This is a genomic window from Streptomyces sp. TRD_SC_5, assembly GCF_056836825.1.
In genome coordinates this window covers 397,122-420,153 of sequence record NZ_JBWZZS010000001.1, presented here as the reverse complement: position 1 = coordinate 420,153, position 23,032 = coordinate 397,122, and the positions used below count along the sequence as shown (strand labels likewise).

The 23,032-nt window shown below is 70.9% G+C and carries 18 protein-coding genes; 11 read left to right on the top strand and 7 right to left on the bottom strand.

The window, feature by feature from the left end:
• Window positions 1-11: 11 nt before the first annotated feature.
• Together AC1P0E_RS01960 and AC1P0E_RS01955 are read right to left on the bottom strand one after the other, a co-directional pair.
• Entirely contained in the window at window positions 12-2,360 is a 2,349-nt protein-coding gene (locus tag AC1P0E_RS01960; RefSeq protein WP_482740403.1) for an FHA domain-containing protein, read from the bottom strand.
• Window positions 2,361-2,486: 126 nt separating this feature from the next.
• Window positions 2,487-2,969 carry an SPW repeat protein gene (locus tag AC1P0E_RS01955; RefSeq protein ID WP_482740402.1) on the bottom strand — a complete coding sequence of 161 codons (483 nt, stop codon included), beginning with the start codon at window positions 2,967-2,969 and terminating at the stop codon, window positions 2,487-2,489.
• Window positions 2,970-3,090: 121 nt separating this feature from the next.
• Between AC1P0E_RS01955 and AC1P0E_RS01950 the strand changes: the two genes are divergently transcribed.
• The gene (locus AC1P0E_RS01950; protein ID WP_482740401.1) at window positions 3,091-3,816 is read left to right on the top strand and encodes a class I SAM-dependent methyltransferase; all 726 of its coding nucleotides are present in this window, start codon (window positions 3,091-3,093) and stop codon (window positions 3,814-3,816) included.
• Between the two features lie 18 nt (window positions 3,817-3,834).
• On the opposite strand, the gene AC1P0E_RS01945 is transcribed toward AC1P0E_RS01950, so the two are convergent.
• Window positions 3,835-4,275, bottom strand: a complete 441-nt coding sequence (locus AC1P0E_RS01945) for a hypothetical protein (RefSeq protein WP_482740400.1) — start codon at window positions 4,273-4,275, stop codon at window positions 3,835-3,837.
• Window positions 4,276-4,739: 464 nt separating this feature from the next.
• On the opposite strand from AC1P0E_RS01945, the gene AC1P0E_RS01940 reads away from it, so the two are divergent.
• The 4 genes from AC1P0E_RS01940 to AC1P0E_RS01925 all read left to right on the top strand — a co-directional run bounded on the left by AC1P0E_RS01940 (window position 4,740) and on the right by AC1P0E_RS01925 (window position 11,132).
• The gene (locus AC1P0E_RS01940) at window positions 4,740-4,964 is read left to right on the top strand and encodes a type A2 lantipeptide (protein WP_482740399.1); all 225 of its coding nucleotides are present in this window, start codon (window positions 4,740-4,742) and stop codon (window positions 4,962-4,964) included.
• 207 nt (window positions 4,965-5,171) lie between these two features.
• Window positions 5,172-5,978 carry a hypothetical protein gene (locus AC1P0E_RS01935; protein ID WP_482740398.1) on the top strand — a complete coding sequence of 269 codons (807 nt, stop codon included), beginning with the start codon at window positions 5,172-5,174 and terminating at the stop codon, window positions 5,976-5,978.
• Window positions 5,975-8,251 (top strand): NHLP family bacteriocin export ABC transporter peptidase/permease/ATPase subunit, encoded by a 2,277-nt coding sequence (locus tag AC1P0E_RS01930; protein WP_482740397.1) that lies wholly within the window; start codon window positions 5,975-5,977, stop codon window positions 8,249-8,251. The genes AC1P0E_RS01935 and AC1P0E_RS01930 overlap by 4 nt, the downstream gene beginning before the upstream one ends.
• Window position 8,252: 1 nt before the next feature.
• On the top strand, window positions 8,253-11,132 hold the full coding sequence (locus AC1P0E_RS01925; protein WP_482740396.1) for an NHLP bacteriocin export ABC transporter permease/ATPase subunit: 2,880 nt from the start codon (window positions 8,253-8,255) through the stop codon (window positions 11,130-11,132).
• Between the two features lie 6 nt (window positions 11,133-11,138).
• Here AC1P0E_RS01925 and AC1P0E_RS01920 read toward each other — a convergent pair whose 3' ends face one another.
• From AC1P0E_RS01920 to AC1P0E_RS01910, 3 genes are all read right to left on the bottom strand, one after another.
• Window positions 11,139-11,834 (bottom strand): type 1 glutamine amidotransferase domain-containing protein, encoded by a 696-nt coding sequence (locus AC1P0E_RS01920; RefSeq protein ID WP_482740395.1) that lies wholly within the window; start codon window positions 11,832-11,834, stop codon window positions 11,139-11,141.
• A 16-nt stretch (window positions 11,835-11,850) separates the two neighbouring features.
• Window positions 11,851-12,174 carry a putative quinol monooxygenase gene (locus AC1P0E_RS01915; protein ID WP_482740394.1) on the bottom strand — a complete coding sequence of 108 codons (324 nt, stop codon included), beginning with the start codon at window positions 12,172-12,174 and terminating at the stop codon, window positions 11,851-11,853.
• A 169-nt stretch (window positions 12,175-12,343) separates the two neighbouring features.
• Window positions 12,344-14,137, bottom strand: a complete 1,794-nt coding sequence (locus tag AC1P0E_RS01910) for an ATP-binding cassette domain-containing protein (protein WP_482745618.1) — start codon at window positions 14,135-14,137, stop codon at window positions 12,344-12,346.
• A gap of 733 nt (window positions 14,138-14,870) precedes the next feature.
• Between AC1P0E_RS01910 and AC1P0E_RS01905 the strand changes: the two genes are divergently transcribed.
• The 5 genes from AC1P0E_RS01905 to AC1P0E_RS01885 all read left to right on the top strand — a co-directional run bounded on the left by AC1P0E_RS01905 (window position 14,871) and on the right by AC1P0E_RS01885 (window position 20,736).
• Complete coding sequence (locus tag AC1P0E_RS01905) at window positions 14,871-16,418, top strand: MFS transporter (protein WP_482740393.1); 1,548 nt, start codon at window positions 14,871-14,873, stop codon at window positions 16,416-16,418.
• 141 nt (window positions 16,419-16,559) lie between these two features.
• Window positions 16,560-17,537 (top strand): alpha/beta hydrolase, encoded by a 978-nt coding sequence (locus AC1P0E_RS01900; RefSeq protein WP_482740392.1) that lies wholly within the window; start codon window positions 16,560-16,562, stop codon window positions 17,535-17,537.
• Window positions 17,530-18,699, top strand: coding sequence for an acyltransferase family protein (locus AC1P0E_RS01895; RefSeq protein ID WP_482740391.1), 1,170 nt, complete (start codon window positions 17,530-17,532; stop codon window positions 18,697-18,699). The genes AC1P0E_RS01900 and AC1P0E_RS01895 overlap by 8 nt, the downstream gene beginning before the upstream one ends.
• Window positions 18,700-18,724: 25 nt before the next feature.
• Entirely contained in the window at window positions 18,725-20,071 is a 1,347-nt protein-coding gene (locus AC1P0E_RS01890) for a sensor histidine kinase (protein ID WP_482740390.1), read from the top strand.
• Window positions 20,068-20,736 (top strand): response regulator, encoded by a 669-nt coding sequence (locus tag AC1P0E_RS01885; protein WP_482740389.1) that lies wholly within the window; start codon window positions 20,068-20,070, stop codon window positions 20,734-20,736. The genes AC1P0E_RS01890 and AC1P0E_RS01885 overlap by 4 nt, the downstream gene beginning before the upstream one ends.
• Window position 20,737: 1 nt before the next feature.
• On the opposite strand, the gene AC1P0E_RS01880 is transcribed toward AC1P0E_RS01885, so the two are convergent.
• Complete coding sequence (locus tag AC1P0E_RS01880) at window positions 20,738-21,346, bottom strand: TetR/AcrR family transcriptional regulator (protein ID WP_482745617.1); 609 nt, start codon at window positions 21,344-21,346, stop codon at window positions 20,738-20,740.
• Window positions 21,347-21,500: 154 nt separating this feature from the next.
• Here AC1P0E_RS01880 and AC1P0E_RS01875 point away from each other — a divergent pair, with 154 nt between their 5' ends.
• The gene (locus AC1P0E_RS01875) at window positions 21,501-22,892 is read left to right on the top strand and encodes a purine-cytosine permease family protein (RefSeq protein ID WP_482740388.1); all 1,392 of its coding nucleotides are present in this window, start codon (window positions 21,501-21,503) and stop codon (window positions 22,890-22,892) included.
• The last annotated feature ends 140 nt before the right edge of the window (window positions 22,893-23,032 follow it).

The window sequence follows — 23,032 nt, the reverse complement described above, 5'->3', positions numbered from 1 at the left end:
GCGCCCCGTTCCTACTTCCGCATGATGGCGGGTTCGTGCCGCCGCAGCAGCTTCACGACGACGTACCCGAAGACGGCGGAGAGCACCACCAGCATCCCCATGTTGAGCAGCCACACCCCCGCCGAGTGCTCGAACAGCGGGTCGGCCGTCAGCTCGCCCGGCACGATGCGGCCGAGCCCGATCGTCCCGGCCATCGCGCCCAGCGCCCACCGGGACGGAACCAGCCACGCCAGCTGCTCGACCCCGGCGACCCCGTCCAGCTTCAGCAGCGCTCCGCAGAACACGACCTGGACGATGGCGAGGAGGACGAGCAGCGGCATCGTGACCTCCTCCTTGCGTACCAGCGCGGACACCAGCAGACCCAGCATCATCGCGGTGAACGACAGCATCGCGACGGCCGCGATGATCTCCACCAGCGGCGGCATGAGCACCCCTTCGCCGCCCGGCGCGCCGAGATCGACGCCGACGAGGGCGACCAGGGTCAGGACGACGGCCTGGAGGATCGTGATGGTGCCCAGCACCACCACCTTGGACATCAGGTACGCCGATCTGGAGAGCCCGACGGCCCGTTCCCGCTGGTAGATCACGCGTTCCTTGACCAGCTCACGCACCGCGTTGGCCGCGCCGGTCAGCACGCCGCCCACGCAGAGGATGAGCAGCGCGTTCATCGCTGTGTCCTGCGTCAGTTCCGAGCCGGCCAGGGCGCGCGCCATCGCGCCCATGACGAACGGCAGGGCAATCATGATCGCCAGGAAGGTCCGGTCGGCGCTCAGCGCGGCCGCGTACCGCCGCACCAGCGTCCGCATCTGCGCACCCCGGCTCCGGGTTCGGGCCGGCGGCGCGACGACGGCCGGCGCCGGGGCCTGCGGCAGGTGTGGCTGGCGGGTGGCCTGCGTGACGTACTGCCGGTGGAACGGGGACTGGTGGTACTGGCCCGCCCAGTCGCGCTCGCGGTCGTTCTCGAAGGCCTCGAACGCCTCCGGCCACTGCTCGAACCCGAAGAAGGCAAGCGCGTCCTCCGGTGGCCCGTAGTAGGCGATCTTTCCGCCGGGCGCCAGCATCAGCAGCCGGTCGCACACGTCCAGGCTCAGCACGCTGTGCGTCACGACGATGACCGTACGGCCGTCGTCGGCGAGGCCGCGCAGCATGTGCATGACCGAGCGGTCCATACCGGGGTCGAGCCCTGAGGTCGGCTCGTCGAGGAAGAGCAGCGACGGCTTCGTCATCAGTTCCAGCGCCACGCTGACCCGCTTGCGCTGCCCGCCGGACAGGCTGTGGATCGGCTGGGAGGCCCGCTGTTCCAGACCCAGCTCGCGGATGACCTCGGTCACCCGCTCCCGCCGTTCGCTCTTCACGGTGTCCTCGGGAAAGCGCAGCTCGGCGGCGTAACCGAGGGCCCGGCGCACGGTCAGCTGGGAGTGCAGGATGTCGTCCTGCGGTACGAGTCCGATGCGCTGGCGCAGCTCGGCGTAGTCCCGGTACAGGTCGCGGCCGTCGTACAGGACCGTGCCGTGGTCGGCGGGGCGCAGCCCGGTCAGCGCGTTGAGCAGGGTGGACTTGCCGGCCCCGCTCGGCCCCACGACCGCGAGCAGGCACTTCTCGCCGACGGGGAAGGTGACGTGGTCGAGGAGTGTCTTGCGGCCCTTGTCCACCGAGACCGCGAGGTCCTGTACGTCGAGCGAGACCTCGCCGGTGTCGACGAACTCCTGCAGCGTGTCGCCGACCAGGCAGAACGCGGAGTGTCCGATGCCGACGATGTCGCCGGGGGAGACCCGGGCGACGGTGACGGGCCGGCCGTTGAGGAAGGTGCCGTTGTGACTGCCGAGGTCGGCGATCTCGTACGTACCGTCAGAACGCGCCCGCAGCTCGGCGTGGGCGCGCGAGACGATCAGGTCGTCGACGACCAGGTCGTTGTCGGCGGCGCGGCCGATGCGCACGGTGCGGGCCGGCAGCGGCCGTACGGTGGTCGGCTGCCGGAAGGTGCCGGTCGCCGCCGGCATGGAAACGGCGGACGGGCGCCCGGGCGCGGCGGGCGGGAGTTCATGTCCCAGGAGCACCGCGCGTGGACCGTCGGCCGGACTGCCGAAGCGGATGACGCTGCCGGGGCCGACGTCCCACTCGTGGATCCGCCTGCCTTCGGCGTATGTGCCGTTGGTGCTGTGCTCGTCCTCCAGCGTCCAGTGGTCCGCTTCGGGCCGAAGCACCGCGTGATGCCATGACACACGGGCGTCGTCGATGACGATGTCGCTCAGAGGGTCGCGCCCGACGTGGTAGTCCCGGCTCGGACTCATCAGCGTCGAGCCCGCCTCAGTTTCGAGGACGAGCTCGGGCGCGGTCGGCGCGACAGGCCGCTGTCCCATGTTCGAATTCTATCTTTTGGTCCCGGTTTCCGCCCGCCCGGCCGGACGGGCTCTTCTCCCGAGCCATGCCTGGGCCCCGGCCGCGCTACCGGCCGGGGCCCGGGTGTTGTCGGGCTGTGAGGAGTGTCAGCCCATCGTGCCGGCGTCCGCGTTCCGGCGGCCGCGGCCGCGGGAGCGGCTGCGGTCGGACGTCTTGCCGCTGCTGTTCATGGCCGCCATGGCCAGGCCGAGCAGCAGGGCCACGCAACCGACGATCACGTTGCTGACGACGCTGCGCGTGGTGTCGACGTTGCCTGCCACGACCCACGGAGCGACGATCGTCCATGCGCCGATGGCGGTGGCGGCCCAGGCCATGGAGTGGGTCCGCTCGTACGCCGAGCCGAACCCGCCCATGCACAGGGCGTACGCGACACCGGTGATCAGGTTGCACACGGCCAGGGTGGTGAGGCCGTTGAACCCGGCTATCCACGGGGACGCCGCGAGGTACACACCCGTGAGGAGGGCCAGTGTCTCGATCGCCTGGGCGCGTGGAGTCGTGGTCGCCCGCTCGAACCGGGAGCGCATCTCGGCGACGTCGGGGTGTTGCTCGATGCTGGTGTGAGTGGTCATGACAGGCTGCCTCCACTTAGAAAGCCCTTATCTGCCCTTTACGTGTCAATTAACGCGCCATAGCCCATTTTGGTCAATGGGTGGGAGGAGCCGGAATGTGGCGCTGGCTACCCTGGGGTCCGTGTTCACCTCCCAGGGACCCACCTTCCGCGAGCTGACCGTGCAGGCGCTCTCCTCCATCGAGCGCGGCTACGACCTGCTGGCCCCGAAGTTTGACCACACCCCCTTCCGCACCCCCGACCGGTTCCTGGACGCGGTCGCAGGCGCCCTGGAGCCGCTCGGCCCGTTCGGTGCGGGGCTCGACGTCTGCTGCGGAACCGGGGCGGGCACGCGCGTCCTGCGCCCGCTGTGCCGGGAGCGGGTCACCGGAGTGGACTTCAGCGCCGGGATGCTCGCCGCCGCCCAGGAAGCGTTCGACGACGGTGAGATGCCCGCCGTGGAGTGGGTGCGGGCCGACGCGCGCGCCCTGCCGTTCGCGCGGGAATTCGACCTGGCGGTGAGTTTCGGGGCGTTCGGCCATTTCCTGCCCGCCGAGCGGCCCGCGCTGTTCGCCGGAGTCCACCGGGCGCTGCGGCCGGGCGGACTCTTCACGTTCCCCATCGGTGCGCCCCAGCCGGTCGGTTCGCGGCTGTACTGGACGCTGCTCGGCTTCGACTCCGTCATGCGCGTACGCAACGCGCTGTGGCGGCCGCGGTTCGTCATGTACTACCGGACGTTCCCGCTGGAGGGTGTAAGGGACGACCTGGTCAGGGCCGGGTTCCAGGTGCGGCTGGAACCCCTGGAGGAGTTCGGCCGGCGTGACGACGGGAGCCCCAACTGGCGCCTGGTGGTGGCCCGGAAGGTGTGACCGGGCCGGCTCGGTCGCTCAGTACCCCCTTGGTGGCCGGCTCGGGTCGGCCTGCTGGACCCGTTCGGCGAAGTTGGATCCGGACTGATTGACGCCGTACCTCGCGCGTACGTAGTTGATCGTGGCGCACATGCAGGCCACCACGTCGTAGGGCGTGGTGGCGGTGCCCTCCTGGTGGTACTCCGCGAAAGTCGGTGGGATGCACTGCGTGGCGCCGCGCGAGCAGTTGCGCGGGTGCCCGTCGGCCACCTCCGGGCCGTGCGCGTTGGAGTCGGTGGTGTTCACCCGCCAGCGGGGGTGGTTGGACGCGGACTCGCGCAGCGCGATCGTGGCGAGCGCGGGCACGCCGTACTCCGGGTCCATGCCGGTCAGTTCGCAGGCCCGTCGTGCGTATGTACGCATGGCGGCCTCGCCGGAATCGTCGTCGGGGTCCTGGTAGGTGACTTCGGACAGCTCCATGCCCGGTTTCATACCCATGTCGCTGATGACCTAGGCAGCCCCCTTCCGACGGGAAGTCGCCGGAAGTCGCTCGCTTTCTCCCCTCGATGGCCGGGTGGCGTTCCGTAATGGCCGTGTCACACCAGCGAATCTGCACATCGAATGTGCAGACGGCACACCGTCTCCCAATAGCTCCACCGGATCTGACCTGCGGCTATGCCCGTCTGATGGGTAATGTCCTATTCGGCGTCACGAAGGCTCCGGGCGCCCGGTATTCACGTCGGGCGATCCCGTGAAGAAGCTGTCACCAAGTCATGGACGGACGTGCACGTCGCGGTAATTCCACGGAGAGATGTGCCCGGATCCGCAATGTCCCGACTGGATGCCCAACGCGCTTACGTGCTTTGATCCTTCGCACTGAGGGCCTATCCGTCAGGGCCGGTCCCGGTTATTTCGAATATTCACCGCGAAGGGAAACTCGCATCATGAACTTCTCCCAGGTTGCGACCCAGGAAATCTCCGACAACGACCTGGACAACGTGTCCGGCGGCCTCCTCGGCGGCGTGGTCGGCAACGCCACGGGCGTCCTCAACTCCGTCGTCCCCGTCTCGGGCACCGTGGGCTCCGTCGTCGGCACGGTCGAGGGCGTCACCGGCCTCAACACCGGCGCCGTCACGGGCCTCGCCACCGCCACGGTCGCCGGCGTCTGATTTCGCCTGTGCCGCCGAGCGGCACCGGTCACCAGCGGTGACCACGGCCCGTCGGCGTCCCCTCCTTGCCGACCGGCCGGGCCGTACGCCCCCGGATCCACCCAGGGTCCGGGGCGTACGGCCGCCCGAATACCTGACAGACCATTGCAGCCGGACCATCGCAGTCGGACCACGCAGTCGGACCATTGCGGTTGAGGGAAGAGTGTCGTGCAGTTTCGCCAACAGGCGCTTTCCAAGCTGCAATCGCCCGAAGAAATTGATCTGCCGGTGCGATTCGCCCGTCCCCAGGGCTGGCTTGTTCTGACCGTCACGGTCGTCGTCATGATCGCCTCGGCCGTCTGGGCCGTGACCGGCACCGTGTCGTCCACGCTCGGCGCCCCCGGCATCCTCACCCACGCCCAGGGCAGTTACGTCCTGCAGAGCCCCGTCGCCGGCCAGGTCACCGCCGTACTCGCCGAGGAAGGCGAGCGCGTCGCCGCCAACGCCCCGCTGCTGAAGGTCCGTACGGCCCAGGGCGACACCGTCGTACGCACCATCGCCGCAGGCCGGCTGACGACTCTCGTCGCCGCCATCGGCTCCGTGGTGACCACCGGAGCGGACGTGGCGGCGGTGGAACGGGTGAAGAACGCGAACGACCCCCTCATGGCCATGCTGTACGTACCGGCCGAGCGCGGCTCCACCGTGCCCGTCGGCGCCGCCGTCGACCTGACCGTCCAGTCGGTCGCGACGCAGCAGTACGGCGTACTGCGCGGCCGGGTCGAATCCGTCGGCAGGACCGCCCAGACCCAACAGCGGATCACCGGCTTTCTCGGCAGCGGCCAGCTCGGCGAGGAGTTCTCGAAGCAGGGCCAGCCCGTTTCCGTACTTGTCCGGCTGGACCGGTCGCCCGCCTCCAAGTCGGGCTACTCGTGGTCGACTTCGCAGGGACCGCCGTACGCCGTCGAGTCCATGACCCTCGCCACCGGCGCCATCCACCTCGCCGAGCAGCATCCGATCGATTGGCTGCTTCCGTGACCGCACCGAACGATTCCGCGGCGCCGCCGCAGCCGCAGTTGCCGCCGGCGGGCCGCCGCAGACACCGCCCGGAGACCCCGGCGGGCGGGCGCCGCCGTGCGAAGCCCGTCCAGGTCAAGAAGCGCAAGGCCGTCCGTACGCCCACGGTCCTCCAGATGGAGGCCGTGGAATGCGGCGCCGCCGCGCTGGCCATGGTGCTCGCCCACTACGGCCGCCATGTGCCGCTCGAGGAACTCCGCATCGCGTGCGGGGTCTCGCGCGACGGCTCGCGGGCCAGCAACCTGCTGAAGGCCGCGCGCAGTTACGGCCTGCAGGCCAAGGGCATGCAGATGGAGGCGACGGCGCTCGCCGAGGTACAGGCACCCGCCATCCTCTTCTGGGAGTTCAACCACTACGTCGTCTACGACGGCATGGGGCGCAGGTTCGGCCGCCGGGGCGTCCACGTCAACGATCCCGACAAGGGCCGCCGTTTCGTGGCGACGGAGGACTTCGACACCAGCTTCACCGGCGTCGTCCTCGTCTTCGAACCCTCCGAGTCCTTCCGCCGCGGCGGCCGTAAACCCGGCGTCATGAGCGCCGTCCCGGCGCGGATGCGCGGGACCACGGGCACCCTGCTTGCCGCACTGTTCGCCAGCCTGCTGCTGGTCGCCGTCGGCGCGGCGGTGCCCGCCCTGAGCCGTACGTACATCGACATGTTCCTGATCGGCCGGCAGACGTCGATGCTGGGGCCGCTCTTCGCGTCGATGGCCGCGATGGTGGCGCTCACCGCCGTACTGACCGGTCTGCAACAGGCGAACCTGCTGCGCGGACGCATCATCTCCTCCACGCTGAGCAGCGCCCGGTTCCTGCGCCACCTGCTGAGGCTGCCCGTCACCTTCTTCGCGCAGCGCAGCCCGGCCGATCTCGTGCAGCGTCTGCAGTCCAACGACGCCGTCGCCGAGACGCTGGCGCGCGATCTCGCCGCTGCCGGGGTGGACGGGGTGGTCGTGATCCTCTACGCCTTCCTGATGTGGACGTACGACCCCCAGCTGACCTTTGTCGGAGTCATTGTCGCGCTGCTCAACGTGGTCGCGATGCGGATCGTGATCCGGCTGCGGGCCACGCACACGCAGAAGCTGCGCGCGGACAGCGCCCGGCTGACCAACACGTCGTACACCGGCCTTCAGCTCATCGAGACGATGAAGGCCACCGGCGGCGAGAACGGTTTCTTCCGCCGCTGGGCGGGGCAGCACGCGACCACACTGGACGTGCAGCAGCGGCTCGGCGTACCCAGCGCGTTCCTCGCCGTCGTCGCGCCGACCCTCGCCACCCTCAACAGCGCGCTCATCCTGTGGATCGGCGGACTGCGGGCCGTGGAGGGGCACATCTCGATCGGTCTGCTCGTCGCCTTCCAGGCGCTCGTGGCGCGCTTCACCGCGCCGATCAGCCGCCTCAACGGTGTGGCGGGGCGCATCCAGGACTTCGCCGCCGACGTGGCCAGGCTCAAGGACGTCGAGAGCTTCCCGGTCGATGTGCTGTACTCGCGCCGCGAGCCGGACGAGAGCACCCGCAGGCTCACGGGCCATGTGACGCTCGAGGACATCACCTTCGGCTACAGCCCTCTGGACAAACCGCTGCTCACCGGGTTCTCGCTGGCGGTCGGACCCGGGCAGCAGGTCGCCCTCGTCGGCGGGTCGGGCAGCGGAAAGTCGACCGTGTCGAGGCTGATCTCAGGTCTCTACACCCCCTGGGAGGGGGCGATCCGGATCGACGGGCAGCGACTGGAGGACATCTCCCGCAGCGCGCTGGCCGCCTCCGTCTCCTTCGTCGACCAGGACGTCTTCCTCTTCGAGGGCACGGTCCGGGACAACGTGGCGCTGTGGGACCCCTCGATTCCGGACGAGGCCGTCGTCGCCGCCCTCCAGGACGCCGCGCTGTACGACGTGATCGCGCGGCGCCCCGACGGCATCCACAGCCGCGTCGAGCAGGACGGCCGCAACTTCTCCGGCGGGCAGCGGCAGCGACTGGAGATCGCCCGCGCGCTGGTCAGGCGGCCGAGCATTCTCGTACTCGACGAGGTGACGAGCGCCCTGGACGCGGAGACCGAGCGGATCATCATCGACAATCTGCGGCGGCGCGGCTGTGCCTGCGTCGTCATCGCCCACCGGCTGAGCACGGTGCGCGACAGTGACGAGATCGTCGTACTCGACCACGGCTCGGTCGTGGAACGCGGCCGCCACGAGGACCTGGTCGCGACCGGCGGAGCGTACGCCGACCTGGTCAAGGAGCACTGACATGTCGTCCGTACATCCGCACGCGGGCGGCTCCATGGAGGGGACCCCCGCCGGACTCGACACGGTGACCTACGCGCTGGGCGGCCTCGGCGCGCCCGTCGACTGCGCCGGTCTGCGCAGCCTGCCGCTGGAGGGGCCGCAGGTGCTGTGGCTCGTCGTGGGCGGCGCCCTGGACCTGTTCGCGGTCGACGCCGTCCAGCAGGGGCACTGGCACTTCCTCGGCCGTCTCGAAGCGGGCGCGCTGCTGCTCGGCCCGGTCGAAGGGCCGCAGCACACGCTGCTCGGCAGGCCGTCGCAGGACTGCCTGCTGCGGCGGATCCCGCTGCGGGAGCTGTACCGGCCGCCGGGGTACGCCGATGGCTACGCCGATCCGTACAACGACCCCTACACCGATTCCTACGCGGCGTACGAGAGTCCGCTCGACCACGCTTTCGCGCTCGGTATCGGGCGCAGCCTGGGCGTGCTGTTCCAGGCGCCGCTGGACGGCCGGCCCGACATCGACGGCCCCGTGACCGACGACGACGTGCTGTGGATGCCGGTGTCGCCCGGCAGCGTGCAGTACGGCGCCTCCTACAGCGCGGACGCCGCGGGCGACCTGCTGATCGAAACGGCGATGTGGCAGCAGCTGGTGAACCAGCAGTACCGCCTGCTGTCCGCCGTCGACCACTGGATCGAGGAGCTGGAGCGCGCCCACGAGGACCGTACGGCCGCCGGGATCAAGGCGGGTGCCGCCGTCCGCGCGCGGGCGGACCAGGCCCTGGTCGCCTCCATCGGCCGCCCCGACCGCTCCGGGCGGGGCGCGCAGGGCACGGACCGCGCCACCGACGACGCCACCTTCGCGGTCTGCCGACGGGTCGCGGAGGCCGCCGGGATCACGCTCACCGAGCCGCCGAAGGGCGGCGCGGTCAACGACCGCGTCACCCCCGTCGAGCGCATCGCGCTGGGCTCCCGCGTCCGCACCCGCGACATCCGGCTCGACGGGCGCTGGTGGCGGGCCGACTCCGGGCCGCTGGTCGGTCACCGGGCCAAGTCCGGAGCCCCCGTCGCGCTGCTGTGGCGCCGCGGACGGTACGAGGCGGTCAACCCGGCCTCGGGCATGCGGATACGTATCGGCAAGGACAACGCGGACGACTTCGAGCCGCGCGCGGTCATGTTCTACCGCCCCCTGCCGGAACGGCCCATGACCCCGTGGCGCCTGCTGCGCTTCAGCCTCCAGGGCACCCGGCTCGACCTGCGGAACCTGCTCCTCAGCGGTCTGGTGACGGTCGGCCTCGGCGGCCTCGTCCCGATCGCGACCGGCCAGGTGCTCGGCGTGTACGTACCGAACGCCGAGACCGGCCTCATCGTCCAGGTCTCCCTGGCCGTCATGATCACCAGCATCGTCACCGCGTCCTTCATGCTGCTGCAGAACCTCACCATTCTCCGGATGGAAGGCCGCATCGAGGCCACGCTCCAGCCCGCTGTCTGGGACCGGCTGCTGCGGCTGCCGACGAAGTTCTTCACCGAGCGGTCGACCGGAGAGCTCGCGAGCGCCGCGATGGGCATCAGCGCCATCCGCAGGGTGCTGTCCGGGCTGGGGCCGGTGGCCGTACAGGCGAGCACGGTCGGCGTGATGAACGTGGCGCTGCTGTTCTTCTTCAGCGTGCCGCTGGCGCTCGCGGCGATCGCCATGCTGGTCGTCATCGGCGGCGTGTTCCTCGGGATGGGCCTGTGGCAGGTGCGCTGGCAGCGGAAGCTGGTCGAGCTGGGCAACAAGCTCAACAACCAGGCGTTCCAGACCCTGCGGGGACTGCCCAAACTGCGGGTCGCGGCGGCGGAGAGTTTCGCGTACGCCGCGTGGGCCCGCGAGTTCGCGCGCACCCGGGAGATGCAGCAGCGCGCGGGCCGCATCAAGAACCTGACCACGGTCCTGGACGCCATCTATCTGCCGCTCTGCTCCCTCATCATGTTCATGTTGCTGGCGGGGCCCGCCCGCGGCAGCATGTCGGCCGGCGCCTTCCTGACCTTCAGCACGGCGGTCACCATGCTGCTGACGTCGGTCACCCAGCTCAGCGGCGCGCTCATCTCGGTGGCCGCCGTACTGCCCATGTTCGAGCAGATCAAGCCGGTGCTGGACGAGGCTCCGGAGGTACGCGGCTCCAGCGCCCAGCCGGGTGCCCTGTCCGGCGGTATCGAAGCCCGGAAGCTTACGTTCCGCTACACCGACGACGGGCCCCTGGTCCTCGACGACGTGTCACTCGAAGTGCGGCCGGGCGAGTTCGTGGCGATCGTCGGCCCCAGCGGCTGCGGCAAGTCGACCCTGCTGCGGCTGCTCATCGGCTTCGACAGGCCCCTCTCGGGCAGTGTGCTGTACGACGGCCAGGACCTGGCGGCGCTCGACCAGGCCGCCGTACGCCGTCAGTGCGGCGTGGTCCTGCAGAACGCGCAGCCGCTGACCGGATCGATCCTGGACTGCATCAGCGGCGCCGAGGTCTTCACCCAGGAAGAGGTGTGGGAGGCCGCCGAGATGGCCGGTCTGGCCGAGGACATCAGGCGCATGCCGATGGGGCTGCACACGATGATCTCCGGCGGCGGCGCGATCTCGGGCGGGCAGCGGCAGCGCCTGATGATCGCTCAGGCGCTGGTACGCCGCCCACGCATCCTCTTCTTCGACGAGGCCACCAGCGCGCTGGACAACGAGACGCAGCGCATCGTCATGGAGAGCACACGGAGGCTGAGCGCCGGCCGCCTCGTGATCGCCCACCGCTTGTCCACGGTCATGGACGCCGACCGTGTGATCGTCATGGCGGACGGCAGGATCGTCGAACAGGGACCGCCCGCCCAGCTCCTCGCCGACACGGGCGGCCGGCTGCACGAACTGGTCCGCCGCCAGCTGGCGTGACGCCCCTCAGCCCAGCGTCTTGAGCATCTCCTCGGCCAACGGGCCGGACGATGCCGGATTCTGCCCGGTGTGCAGATTGCGGTCCACGACCGTGTACGGCGCCCAGGGCTCGCTCTCGCGGAAGTCGGCGCCGAGTTCCACGAGGCGGTCCTGGAGCAGCCACTTCGCCTTGTCCGCGAGACCGGCCTGGGTCTCCTCGGCGTTGGTGAAGCCGGTCAGCCGGTAGCCCGCGAACGGCGAGCTGCCGTCGGGGTTCCGCGCTGCCAGCAGCGCGGCGGGCGCGTGGCACACGACGCCCAGCGGCTTGCCCGAGGCGAGCGCGTCGGCGAGCAGCCTGCCGGAGACGGCGTCGACCGCCAGGTCTTCCATCGGGCCGTGGCCGCCGGGGTAGAAGACGGCGTCGTAGTCGGCCGGATCCACTTCCTCCAGCTTCAGCGGCTGCTGAAGCCCGCTGAAGGACGCGAGGGCCCGTACGACCCGGTCGGCGCCGTCGGGGCCGCCGTTGACCTCCGGGGCGAGACTGGCCCGGTCCACGGTCGGCACGACGCCGCCCGGGGTGGCGACCACGACCTCGTGGCCCGCGCCGGTGAACACCTCGTAAGGGGCGACGACCTCCTCGGCCCAGAAGCCGGTGGGGTGGCGGGTGCCGTCGGCCAGGGTCCAGTGGTCGGCGCCGGTCACTACGAAGAGGATGTTCGACATGGAGCACACTCCCTGATCAGTCGATTTCGAGTTCACCCATGGCGCTCCACCCGTCGGCGCCTTCGATGTTCGTGCTGACGATGTCGGGCGTACGGCTCACCAGGGGACGCATCGTGTCCAAAGCGGCCTGGAAGTGGCTGGAGTTGACATGCGCCGCGGCCGCGTCGTCCTGGAACGCCTCGACCAGGACATACGTGTTCGGATCCTCGACGCTGCGCGACCACTCGAACCACAGGTTGCCCGGCTCGCCCCTGGTGGCCTTGGTGAAGGCCTCCACGTGCTGGGGCCACTCGTCGGCGTGCTCGGGCTTCACGGGAAACTTGACAACAATGAAGATCATTCGGTCATTCTATGCCGCCCCCGTCCAAACTGCGCCAGCCGGCGCCGCCCTTCACCGCCGGTGCGAAGACGACATCGCGCCGATGACGGCCGCGCCCGGAACGCGAGTCCGTGGACCCGACGTGCGGGCGTCGGGTCCACGTTTGCGCGATCAGCAGGGGCGAGTGGAGTCAGCGGTCCTGAGACAGGGCGTACAGCTCCGCGAACAGGCCCCCTTCGGCGTGCGCCAGCTGGTCGAAGCTGCCCTCCTCCCGAATGCGGCCCTTGTCGAGTACGAGGATCCGGTCCGCCATGCGGACGTTCTCAAGCCGGTGGGTGACGACGAGGGTGATGCGGCCCGGCGCCATCTCCCGCAGCGCGTTGAAGATCTGGTGTTCACCGCGGGCGTCCATCTCGCTCGTGGGCTCGTCCAGGATGAGGAAACTCGGCCGCCGGTACAGGGCGCGCCCGCACGCGAGCCGCTGCCACTGACCGCCGGACAGCTCGTGACCGCCCCACAGCGACCGCGCGAGCAACGTGTCCATCCGGTCGGGGAATCCGGCCACCGCCTCGCTCATGCCGACCTGTTCGGCAGCCTCCCAGACCAGCTCGTCGCCGTGATGGCGCGGCTGGCCGAGGGTGATGTTCTCCCGTACCGCGAGCGGCCAGTGTCCGTTCGCCTGCGGTACCAGCCCGATGTGGCCCCACACCGATTCGGCGTCCGCCGCGGCCAGATCGGTGGCGTCCCACAGCACGCGGCCGCCGGTCGGCAGGGTGAGCCCGGTCAGCAGGCGCACGAGCGTGGACTTGCCGGCGCCGTTCTCGCCGACCAGCGCGACCACTTCTCCCCGGCGGAGGGTGAGTGACACCGGGTGCAACGCCGGTGCGGTCTTCTTCGGGTACGTGAACGACGCCTCGTCGAGCCGGATTTCCGCCGGGGCCCGGACAGTGACTGTGCCGCGCCGGGTCGTCGTCTCGCGCGCCTGGGCCAGGAACTGGTGGTAGTCGTCCAAATAGAGACCGTGGTGGAACATGGCCGCCCCGTACCTGACGATCGAGTTGAGCGCGCGGCCTGCGGTCTGCGAGGCCACGATCGCGGTGCCGGCGATGGCGAGCCCCATCCGCCCCGACAGCACCAGCCCCGCGAGCGAGGCCCACATGCCCACGATGAACACGCCGCTCAGCGCCGCGGCGGCGAGGTTGACGCGCAGGTACTGCGGCGCCGCCGCGAGCGCCTTCCCCTCGATGCGGTCGCACATGGTGCGGTACCAGAAGTGCAGGTACGGGCGCATGGTGTTGGCGCGCAGCTCGTCGGCGAGCGTCGGCGTGGTGAGGTACCAGCGCATCATCCCCCGCACATTGCGCGCGGAGACGGACGCGTCGAACACCCGGTAGTCGATACGGGCGGCGATCACGCCACCCAGGCCGCGCGGGACGACCGACAGCATCAGCACCACGAGCAGAAGCGGATGCAGCACGGTGAGGACGGAGGCGGCGGAGACGAGCTGCACGAAGCCGTTCGTCAGCGTCTTGGCGTCCTCGGCGATGTCCACGGCCCGCAGCGCACCGATCTCGGCGGCCTGGCTCCGGTCGGTGAAACCCTCCTGGTCGTACGTCGACAGCTCGACCTTCATGTGGAGGTCCACCATGGTCAGATCGGCCGCGGACGCCACCTGGGGGTTGAGGCGGCGCGTAGCCCAGTCGGCAAGGATCCACGACAGCGCTCCGACCGCCAGCGCGACCGCCGCGACCACCAGCGCCGGGCGCGCCTCATGAAGCCCGGCCCTGGCGTCGTCGGAACCGAAGAGCGGACCCATGGCGCGGGCGACCGCGGTGAGCATCGCGGCCGTACCGATCCCCGACATGAGCTGGCACACCAGGACGGTGACGACCATGCGCCGGTCCACCGACCAGGCGAGCCGGAAGGTCTGGCCGAGCGCTCCCGGGATGCGCCGCGCCATTTCCCACAGCGTGGCGTCCTGCATGGCGTTTCCGTGGACGCGCCCGTTGTAGCTGAGCTCGGGCGGCGCCGACGGCCGCGGCTTGCCCTGTTTCTGCGCGGGAACCGAGGCGCTCAACGCGGCCTCCTGGGGTGGGCGTCCGTCGCGTCAACCAGGCGCACGTGCCGGGTGAGTGCGGTGGGGCCGCACTCGAACGCGAAATGTCGGCCGACGACATGAACGGGAGAGGGTACGGGATGCATGGTTCCTCCTGGATCGCGGTGCACGCGGGCTGGCGGTCGGACAACGCACCTGATCAAAGGGGCGTTACGGGAGGCGCCGGGCGAACTCTCGCGCGGAGATTCGATTTCGGCGCCCGCCACCAATGGGCGCCCGGGTCGCCCGTCTGTTATCCGGCGTTCGATCACCCGGAAGAGGTCAGGCACCCGATCAGGTGATTGCTTTGCGATCGGGAGCGCGCCCCTTCCGTGCGTCCCGGCAGCGCTTTCGGGGTGGTCCGGGGGCTCCGGGGCGGGACGGGCCGGCGGCGGGCTTCCCGGCTTCGCAGATGCTTCCTGCGGCACAGCGCGAACCCCGTCGAGCCCCCTGACGTGTCCACCGCACCCGCGCCGATCGGAACGTAAGGGATGAAATGGTGCATAGGGTTTCGCCAGGAGAATGAGCGTGCGCATTGGCGTCTTATTTGAGACACTGATGTCTCAAGCGAGACCAAGTGGTGTCACCAGGCACTCTCCGGCACGACCCGAACAGGAACCCAATGCACCCCGCCCCCGCCCGGCAAGACACCCGGGCTCAGCTCGATCCCCGGCGCTGGGCCGTCCTCACGATCCTCTCCGGCAGCCTGCTGCTGATCGCGATGGACACCACGATCCTCAACGTCGCCTTCCCGTCCCTTGTCGCCGACCTGCAGCCCAGCTCCGTGCAGCAGCTGTGGATCATCGACGTGTACGCGCTCGCCCTGTCCGGTGTACTGGTCACCGCGGGCGCGCTCGGCGACCGCTGGGGGCGCAAGCGCCTGCTGCTCATCGGCTTCGGCGTCTTCGCGCTCGCCTCGCTGATCGCCGTGTTCGCCACCGCGCCGTGGCAGGTCATCGCCGCCCGGGCGCTGCTCGGCGTCGGCGGCGCGGCCATCATGCCGTCGACCCTGTCGATCCTGCGGCACGTCTTCACCGAGGCCCGCGAGCGCGCCTTCGCCTACGCGGTCTGGGCCGCGGTCTTCGGCGGCGGCATGGCGCTCGGCCCGGTCGTGGGCGGTCTGCTCGTCGAGAAGAACGGCTGGCAGTCGGCGTTCCTGCTGAACATTCCCGTCGCGTTGGCCGTCATCGCGTTCGGCCTCTGGCTGCTGCCCGAATCGCGTCAGCCGAGGGAGGGGCGCTGGGACTGGTGGGGCGTCGGGCAGTCGATCGTCGGCATGCTCGCCCTCGCCGGCGGCATCAAGCAGCTCGGCAAGGGCGGCCCGGCCGACCCGGTCGCCTGGGCGCTGCTGGTCCTGGCCGCGGTCGCGCTGACCGTGTTCGTACGCCGCCAGCTCAGGCTCGCGCAGCCGCTGTTGCAGGTACGGCTGTTCGCGAGCCGGCCGTTCAGCATCGCCGCCGCCGCGATCTTCCTCGGGATGATCGCGCTGGGTTCGGCGCTGTTCCTGATCACCCAGTGGTTCCAGTACGGCGAGGGCTACACCCCGCTGGAGGCCGGCATCCGGCTGCTTCCCGCACCCCTCGGCCTGGTCATCACCTCGCTCGTGACGCCTGCCCTGATGCACCGGCTCCCGATCCGCCACGTGCTCGGCGGCGGACTGCTGATGATGACCGCGGGCCTCGCGCTGCCCTGGGTCTTCCAGCAGACCGGCACCCTCGGCTACCCGTCCGTCGCCTTCGCGCTGGCCGTGCTCGGCTGCGGCGTCGGCATCGCCACCACGGTCGCCTCGGTGACTCTGATGGCCTCGGCCCCGGCGCGCGACGTCAGTGGCGCCGCCGCCATCGAGGAGACCTGCTACGAACTCGGTGCGGCGATGGGCGTCGCCATCCTGGGCAGCGTGGCCTCGGCCCTGTACCGGGCGCACCTGCCCGAACTCGGCCTGGACGGCGCGGCGACGGCTGCCGTGCGCGACTCCGTGGGTGAGGCGGCGCACCTGGCCGGGCAGACCGGCGGTCCGGCCGGCGCCCAACTGCTCGAAAAGGTCTCCGCGGCCTTCACGGCGGGCATGACACCGACCTTCCTGCTGGCGGCGGCGCTGCCCCTCGCGGCGGCGGCGCTCACCTGGGCGAAGATCCCCAAGGACCTCCGCCCGACGGAGAACGCGCACTGACGGGCCCGGGGCCCTACTTGTAGTACTTCGGAGCTACGCGCAAGGTGCCCTCCCAGGCGGGACGCCGACCACAAGGCGTGATCCATAACTTCCTTACCGGAAGCACGAGAAAGATCCGGTAAGGAAGGACCACCATCCGCCATGTCGTCCCGCCCGCGCACCAGCCGCCCGCGCCGCGCCCTGTTCGCCGCACTCGTCATCGCCTCGGTGGCCGTGCCGGTGTCGGGTGCGGCCCGCCCGTCGGCTGTCCCGGCGCCCGCCCCGGCCATCCTGGCCCCGCTGAGGGCCGCCACCCCGGCGGCCCTCGCCGAGCGGTACGCCGCCAACCGGGACGGCATCCGGGCCGCCGGGCGGACGGCCAGCGGCCACGGCGATCATCGGCGGGCCGCCGCGCTGCGCGCCATGGCGGACCCCGCGCGCCACTTCCTCTCCTTCGACGGCCGCGACGGCGGCCGCACCGCCGAGGTCTTCGGCGACCTGTCCCGGGCCGAGCGGATCGCCGTACTGGTCCCGGGCTCGGACACCAGCCTCGACCGGTACGGGCGCCTCCGGGCCGGCGCCACCGCGCTCCAGCGGGAGCTGGGCGGCCGGTCCGCCGTCGTCGCCTGGCTCGGCTACAAGACACCGGGCACGGTGAGCCCCGAAGTGACGACACCCGGCCGCGCCGACGACGCCGCCCCCGCCCTGCGCCGGTTCGTGGCGGAGCTGGCGGTGGCCAGGCCCGCCACCCGTACCTCCCTCCTGTGCCACTCCTACGGCTCCGTGGTCTGCGGCCGGGCCGCCGCCGGGCCAGAAGTCGCGAACGTCGAGGACATAGTCCTGTACGGCAGCCCCGGCGCGGGCGGCGACAACGCCGCCGCGCTGCGTACTCGCGCGACCGTCTGGGCCGGCCGGGGCGCCGGCGACTGGGTCGCCTGCGTACCGCACACACAGCTCCGACTCCCTTTCGTCACCGTCGGGTTGGGTGTCGATCCGGTGTCGCGCGAGTTCGGCGCCCGGGTCTTCGCGGCGGGCGAAGGTGGCCACAGCGACTACCTGAGGCCCGGTTCCGTACCCCTGGAGAACATCGCCCGGATCGTCTCCGGACAGACCCCTGCCGAGGAGGACCGTCATGCGTGACCTCGTCCGCCGGATCGACTCGGCCACTCCGCCCGGCCGTGACCGCGCCGTCGACGCGCTGCGCGCCCTCGCCATCCTCGGCGTGGTGCTCGGCCACTGGCTGGTGACGGCCCTGGTCACGGACAGCGGTACGGTCCGCGCCACCAGCCCGCTGCATTACCTGCCCCAACTCACCTTTGTCTCCTGGCTGTTCCAGACGCTGGCGGTCTTCTTCCTGGTGGGCGGGCTGGTGGGCGCGAAGAGTTACGCCGCCGGCCGCGCCCGGGGTGCGACGTACCGGCAGTGGCTCGGCGCCCGGACCGCCCGGCTGAGCAGGCCGGTCGCCGCGGTGCTGGTGGTGTGGGCGGTGGCGGCCGGCGTGATGCTCGTGTCCGGGGCGGGTCCGGAGACCGTACGCGCGCTGCTGAAGCTGGTGCTGTCCCCGCTCTGGTTCCTGCTGGTCTTCGCGGCGTTGACGGCGGCGACCCCGCTGGTGGCGAAGCTGCACCCGCTGTGGCCGCTCGCCGTCGTCCTCCACGTCGACCTGGCCCGGTTCGGCCTGGGCGGGCCCGCCTGGCTCGGCTGGACCAATGTGGCGGCCGGCTGGCTGGTCCCGTACTGCCTGGGCGCGGCCTGGGTGCGGGGCGGCCTGAGGGGCCGCACGACCGGCTGGGTGCTGCTGGCCGGGGGCGCGGTCGCCACCACGCTCCTGGTCCTGTTCGCCGGCTACCCGGCGTCCATGGTCGGGGTGCCCGGCGCCGCGATCTCCAACCTCAACCCGCCCACCCTCGCCGCCGTCACCTTCGGCCTCGCCCAGTGCGGCGCGGCGATGCTGCTGCTCGGCCCGCTGCGCCGGGCGCTCGCGCGGCCCGGCGCCTGGGCGGCGGTGGCGCTGGTCAATCTCTCCGCGATGACGGTCTTCCTCTGGCACCAGACGGCGATGATGGCGGTCACCGCGACCGGCCTCCTCGCGGGCGACGCCCTGCCCGGCCTGCACACCGTCCCCGACGGCCCCCGCTGGGTGCTCGCCCGGCTGGCCTGGCTGCCGGTGTTCGCGGGTGCGTTGGGGGTGTGCTGGGCGGCGTTCCATACGTACGAACACGGTCGGCCGCGGCCGCGAAAGACCAGCCGGGTCGTGTACGAGAGTCAGCCCGCCCGAGACGCGGCGGTGCGGAGTGCCTAGGGTGGATCTTGTGAAGGGGGAGAGCATGGGGGACCGGCGGCTGGTGAAGGCTGTGCGGGCGGTGCCGCGCAACCTGCGCGAGGACCTGTGGACCGGTGCCGCCGCCCCGCTGCCGCGCAGCGGACGGCCCGGCTGGCTGGTCTGGCAGCCGGTCATCGTGCTGCTGTTGGTGATGTGCGCGGCAGTCCTCGCCGTGGTCGGCGTGAACGATCTCGCCTCCGACTGGGGCCACGGAGTGGGCACCAGGTACGCCCTGTGGCTCGCCGGGGCCCAGTCGGTGGCGCTCGTCGTCTCGGCGTTCCGGCCGCTGCCGGCGTGGTGGGCGGTGACCATCACCATGGTCGTCGTCGCGTGGCTCTCGGGCTCGCAGTTCGCCCAGGACGAGTTGCTCCCCTGGACCGGCCCCGGCGTCGGTCCGGGGCTCACGGGCTCACAGTTCCCCTGGGACCCGCTGTTCCCCTGGACGGGCGCCGGGATCGCCGCGCAGGCCGGCGTGCTCTTCATGCTGGCGTTGCGGGTCCGGCCCCGCGTCGCGGTCGAGGCCCTGACGATCAGCCTCCTGGCGGGTCTGGTCTGCAGCGCGCTCATTCCCCTCGGCCCCTTCTCCGGCGTCGGCCGCGCCGCCGGAATCCTCACCGCCGCCGTGGTGGTCGGCGGCTCGCTGCGCGGTCGCCAGGTGGCCCGCACGGAACTGGTCGTACAGGAAGAAATCACTGCCGAGGAACGGTCCCGGCGCACCCTCCTGGAGGAGCGCAACCGGATCGCCCGTGAGCTGCACGACGTCGTCGCCCACCACATGTCGGTCATCTCCATCCAGGCGCAGGTCGCCCCCCACCTGGTCGAGAACCCGTCCGACGAGCTCAAGGAGAACCTCGCGGGCATACGGGAGAACGCCGTCGGCGCGCTCACCGAACTGCGCCGGGTGCTAGGTGTACTGCGCTCCGAGGACGCCGTGTCGCAGGAGGTACGGCACGCTCCGCAGCCCACCCTCGACCAACTGGACGAGATGGTCGGCAATGTGCGCGGCGCCGGGCTCAGGGTCACCACCGTGACCACCGGAGAGCCGTACGCCCTGCCGCCCGGCGTCGAGCTCTCGGCGTTCCGTATCGTGCAGGAGGCGCTCAGCAACGTCATGCGGCACGCGCCCGGAGCGCGGGCGCGGGTGGAGATCGGCTACCACGCGGCCGGACTCACCGTCCGGGTGACCAACACCGCGCCCAAGAGGCCGGCCGAGCCCTCGCAGGGCGTCGGCCACGGTCTCCTCGGCATGCGTGAACGCACCACCATGCTGGGCGGTGAGTTCGCCAACGGACCTGCCCCCGGCGGCGGTTACGAAGTACTGGCGACGCTTCCCCTGGAGGGCAGTCCATGACCATCCGCGTGCTGATCGCCGACGACCAGATGATGGTCCGTCAGGGCTTCACGGTCCTGCTCAACGCCGAACCCGGCATCGAGGTCGTCGGTCAGGCAGTGGACGGCCTCGACGCGGTCGCCAAGGTCGCCGAACTCGCCCCGGACGTCGTCCTGATGGACATCCGGATGCCGGTGCTCGGCGGCATCGACGCGACCCGGCGCATCACCGAACCGGCCGGCGCCACCGTCAAGGTCCTCGTCCTGACCACCTTCGACCTCGACGAGTACGTGTACGAGGCGCTGCGCGCCGGCGCCTCCGGGTTCCTCCTCAAGGACGCCTCCGCCGCCGAACTCGCCCAGGCGGTCAGGGTGGTGGCGGCCGGCGACGCCCTGCTCGCCCCGAACATCACCAAGCGCCTGATAGCCGAGTTCTCCCGGCTGACCGACGCGCCCCGGGCCCCGCTCAAGGACCGCGTCGGCGACCTGACGGAACGCGAGACCGAAGTCCTGTCCCTGATCGCGCAAGGTCTGTCGAACGCGGAGATCGCCGGGCGGCTGGTGGTGGCGGAGCAGACCGTGAAGACCCATGTGAGCCGCATCCTGGTCAAGCTGGGCCTGCGCGACCGGACCCAGGCCGCGGTGTTCGCGTACGAGACGGGACTGGTGCGCCCGACCGGTTACTGACTCACCCGGTGGTCCGGGGGATGAGCCGGCCGGCCGCCGACCTCGCCGCCGTCAGCGCCTGGCGGCGGTCGCTGCCGCGCTGGCCCAGCACGACCCGCGTGCTCAGCCCGTCCAGCAGCGCCAACAGCTCGGAGGCATGCGCCGGTATGTCCATCGGCGCGAAGCGTGAGCGCGCCACGCCCCTGGTGAGCAGCGCCTCCAGGTCCTCCTGCCAGGCGCGGTCCATCTCCTCCTGGGCCCGGCGCAGGTCTTCGTTCGCGGGCGTACGGGCCCAGAGCTCGATCCACAGCATCCAGCGCGGGTCGCGCGGCCCGCGCGGCAGGTAGAGCTCCAGGAACTGGTCCAGCTTGCGCTCCGCCGTCGTCCGGCGGGCGAGCAGAAGCCGGCGCTCCCCGGTGAGGTCGGTCTCGCTCCAGCGCAGCGCCTCCAGCAGCAGCCGGTCCTTGCTGCCGAAGTAGTACAGGATGTGGCCGCCGCTGGTGTCCAGCCGCTCGGCCAGCGCCGACATGGTGAGCGCGGCGAGGCCGTGCTCGGCGATGACCGCCATGGCCTCTTCGAGCATCCGCTCCTGGGCGATGTGCCCGTCGCGCCGTCGCGCCGCTCCCGCCACCCGTTTCCCCTCCACCGTTTCCACCGTTCGTACCGGATGTCACGACCTTAGCCGCGGATTTGCGTCGAGGTCTTGACGGGTGGGGGAGCGGCAACGCATCTTGAATGCCGTTCTAACTCTTAGAACGGCATTCAAGGTATGGCTGGGGAGTGGCATGGCAACGCACACGGCGGAGCGGCAACCGAAGAGCGACGAGGTCTTCCACGTCGAGACCCATGGCATCGATCCCATCCCCGACGAGGAGCGGCACGGCAGCGCCAAGGACCTCTTCTGGCTCTGGTTCGGCTCCAACCTGACCTTCACCTACGTGATCAACGGCGCGCTCGCCGTCGCCTTCGGCCTGTCGTTCTGGCAGGCGACCGCCGTCGTGGTCGTCGGCGGCCTGGCCTTCTTCGTCATCAGCGCCGCCGGCCTCAGTGGCATCCGTACCGGAACAGCCACGCTCGTGATCTCCCGAGCCGCCTTCGGCACGCGCGGCAACTGGCCCGCCGGAGTACTCAACTGGATCGTCAGCATCGGCTACACCATCGTCAACACGGTGGTCGGCACCCTCGCGCTGGAAGCCTTCTTCGCCCAGATCGGCTGGCAGGGAGGCAACACCGCCCGCGCCCTCGCCCTCCTGGTCACCCTCACCCTGACCTTCGCGGTCGCCATGTGGGGGCACGCCACCGTGCAGTTCGCCGAACGCTGGATGGCGTACGTCCTGGCCGCCGGCTTCGGCGCGCTGCTCGTCTTCGTCCTGCCCGGCGCGGACATCACAGCCCCCGCCGTCGGTCCCGGCGCCGCCGGCTGGAGCCTGGCCTTCGTCGTCATGCTGTCCAGCCCCTTCTCGTACGTGCCGATGCCCGCCGACTACACCCGCTACCTCCCCAAGACCACCACCCTGCGCTCCATCACCTGGAGCGGAGCCCTCGGCGGCTTCCTCTCCTCGGTCGCGCTAGGCGTCGCCGGTGTCGCCGCCGCCACTCAGACCGACATGACCGACGCGGTGGCGGGCACCGAGCAGCTCCTGCCCGGCTGGTTCCAGCCGGTCTTCCTGGCCCTCGTCCTCCTCGGCTCCGTCACCAACTCGATCATCACGCTCTACTCCTCCAGCCTGAACCTCCAGGTACTCGGCATCCCCTGGAGCCGGTCGCGGGCCATCCTCATCAGCGCCGCCGTCACCGCCATCGGCTCGCTCTGGGCCCTCTTCTTCGCCGACTTCACCGAGTCGCTGCTCTCCTTCCTCTCCCTCCTGATCATCGTCTTCGCCCCGTGGGCCGGCGTATTCCTCACCGACATGCTGCTGCGCCGCTGCCGTTACGACGCCGAGGCCCTGCACGCCGGACCGGGCGGCGCGTACTGGTACCGGGCGGGCTACCACCCGGCGGGCATGACGGCCCTGCTCGCCGGCATCGTCTTCGCCGGCCTCACCGCCGACTCGGAGCTGTGGACCGGCCCCCTGGTCGCCCCGCTGGGCGGCGCCGACCTCACCCTCCTCGGCTCGGTGGTCTCCGCGCTCACCTACTGGGCGCTGACCGCCCGCAGGCCCGTGCGTACCGCCTGACCCCGCCGTACGAGTCACGGTGCCGGGAGGGGACGTGCCGGGGCGCTCCCCGCAGGGCGTTGAACGCAACACGCCCGAAGAAGCAACGCACTACCCGAACGTTCGACGCCCGAGGAGACGCCCCGGCGCGGCACCGACCC

Excerpts from the sequence above, each read along its gene's own strand:
- AC1P0E_RS01960 (WP_482740403.1), bottom strand. The coding sequence starts at position 2,360 with ATGGGACAGCGGCCTGTCGCGCCGACCGCGCCCGAGCTCGTCCTCGAA.
- AC1P0E_RS01955 (WP_482740402.1), bottom strand. The coding sequence starts at position 2,969 with ATGACCACTCACACCAGCATCGAGCAACACCCCGACGTCGCCGAGATG.
- AC1P0E_RS01945 (WP_482740400.1), bottom strand. The coding sequence starts at position 4,275 with ATGGAGCTGTCCGAAGTCACCTACCAGGACCCCGACGACGATTCCGGC.
- AC1P0E_RS01940 (WP_482740399.1), top strand. The coding sequence starts at position 4,740 with ATGAACTTCTCCCAGGTTGCGACCCAGGAAATCTCCGACAACGACCTG.
- AC1P0E_RS01925 (WP_482740396.1), top strand. The coding sequence starts at position 8,253 with ATGTCGTCCGTACATCCGCACGCGGGCGGCTCCATGGAGGGGACCCCC.
- AC1P0E_RS01920 (WP_482740395.1), bottom strand. The coding sequence starts at position 11,834 with ATGTCGAACATCCTCTTCGTAGTGACCGGCGCCGACCACTGGACCCTG.
- AC1P0E_RS01915 (WP_482740394.1), bottom strand. The coding sequence starts at position 12,174 with ATGATCTTCATTGTTGTCAAGTTTCCCGTGAAGCCCGAGCACGCCGAC.
- AC1P0E_RS01910 (WP_482745618.1), bottom strand. The coding sequence starts at position 14,137 with ATGCAGGACGCCACGCTGTGGGAAATGGCGCGGCGCATCCCGGGAGCG.
- AC1P0E_RS01905 (WP_482740393.1), top strand. The coding sequence starts at position 14,871 with ATGCACCCCGCCCCCGCCCGGCAAGACACCCGGGCTCAGCTCGATCCC.
- AC1P0E_RS01900 (WP_482740392.1), top strand. The coding sequence starts at position 16,560 with ATGTCGTCCCGCCCGCGCACCAGCCGCCCGCGCCGCGCCCTGTTCGCC.
- AC1P0E_RS01895 (WP_482740391.1), top strand. The coding sequence starts at position 17,530 with ATGCGTGACCTCGTCCGCCGGATCGACTCGGCCACTCCGCCCGGCCGT.
- AC1P0E_RS01890 (WP_482740390.1), top strand. The coding sequence starts at position 18,725 with ATGGGGGACCGGCGGCTGGTGAAGGCTGTGCGGGCGGTGCCGCGCAAC.
- AC1P0E_RS01885 (WP_482740389.1), top strand. The coding sequence starts at position 20,068 with ATGACCATCCGCGTGCTGATCGCCGACGACCAGATGATGGTCCGTCAG.
- AC1P0E_RS01875 (WP_482740388.1), top strand. The coding sequence starts at position 21,501 with ATGGCAACGCACACGGCGGAGCGGCAACCGAAGAGCGACGAGGTCTTC.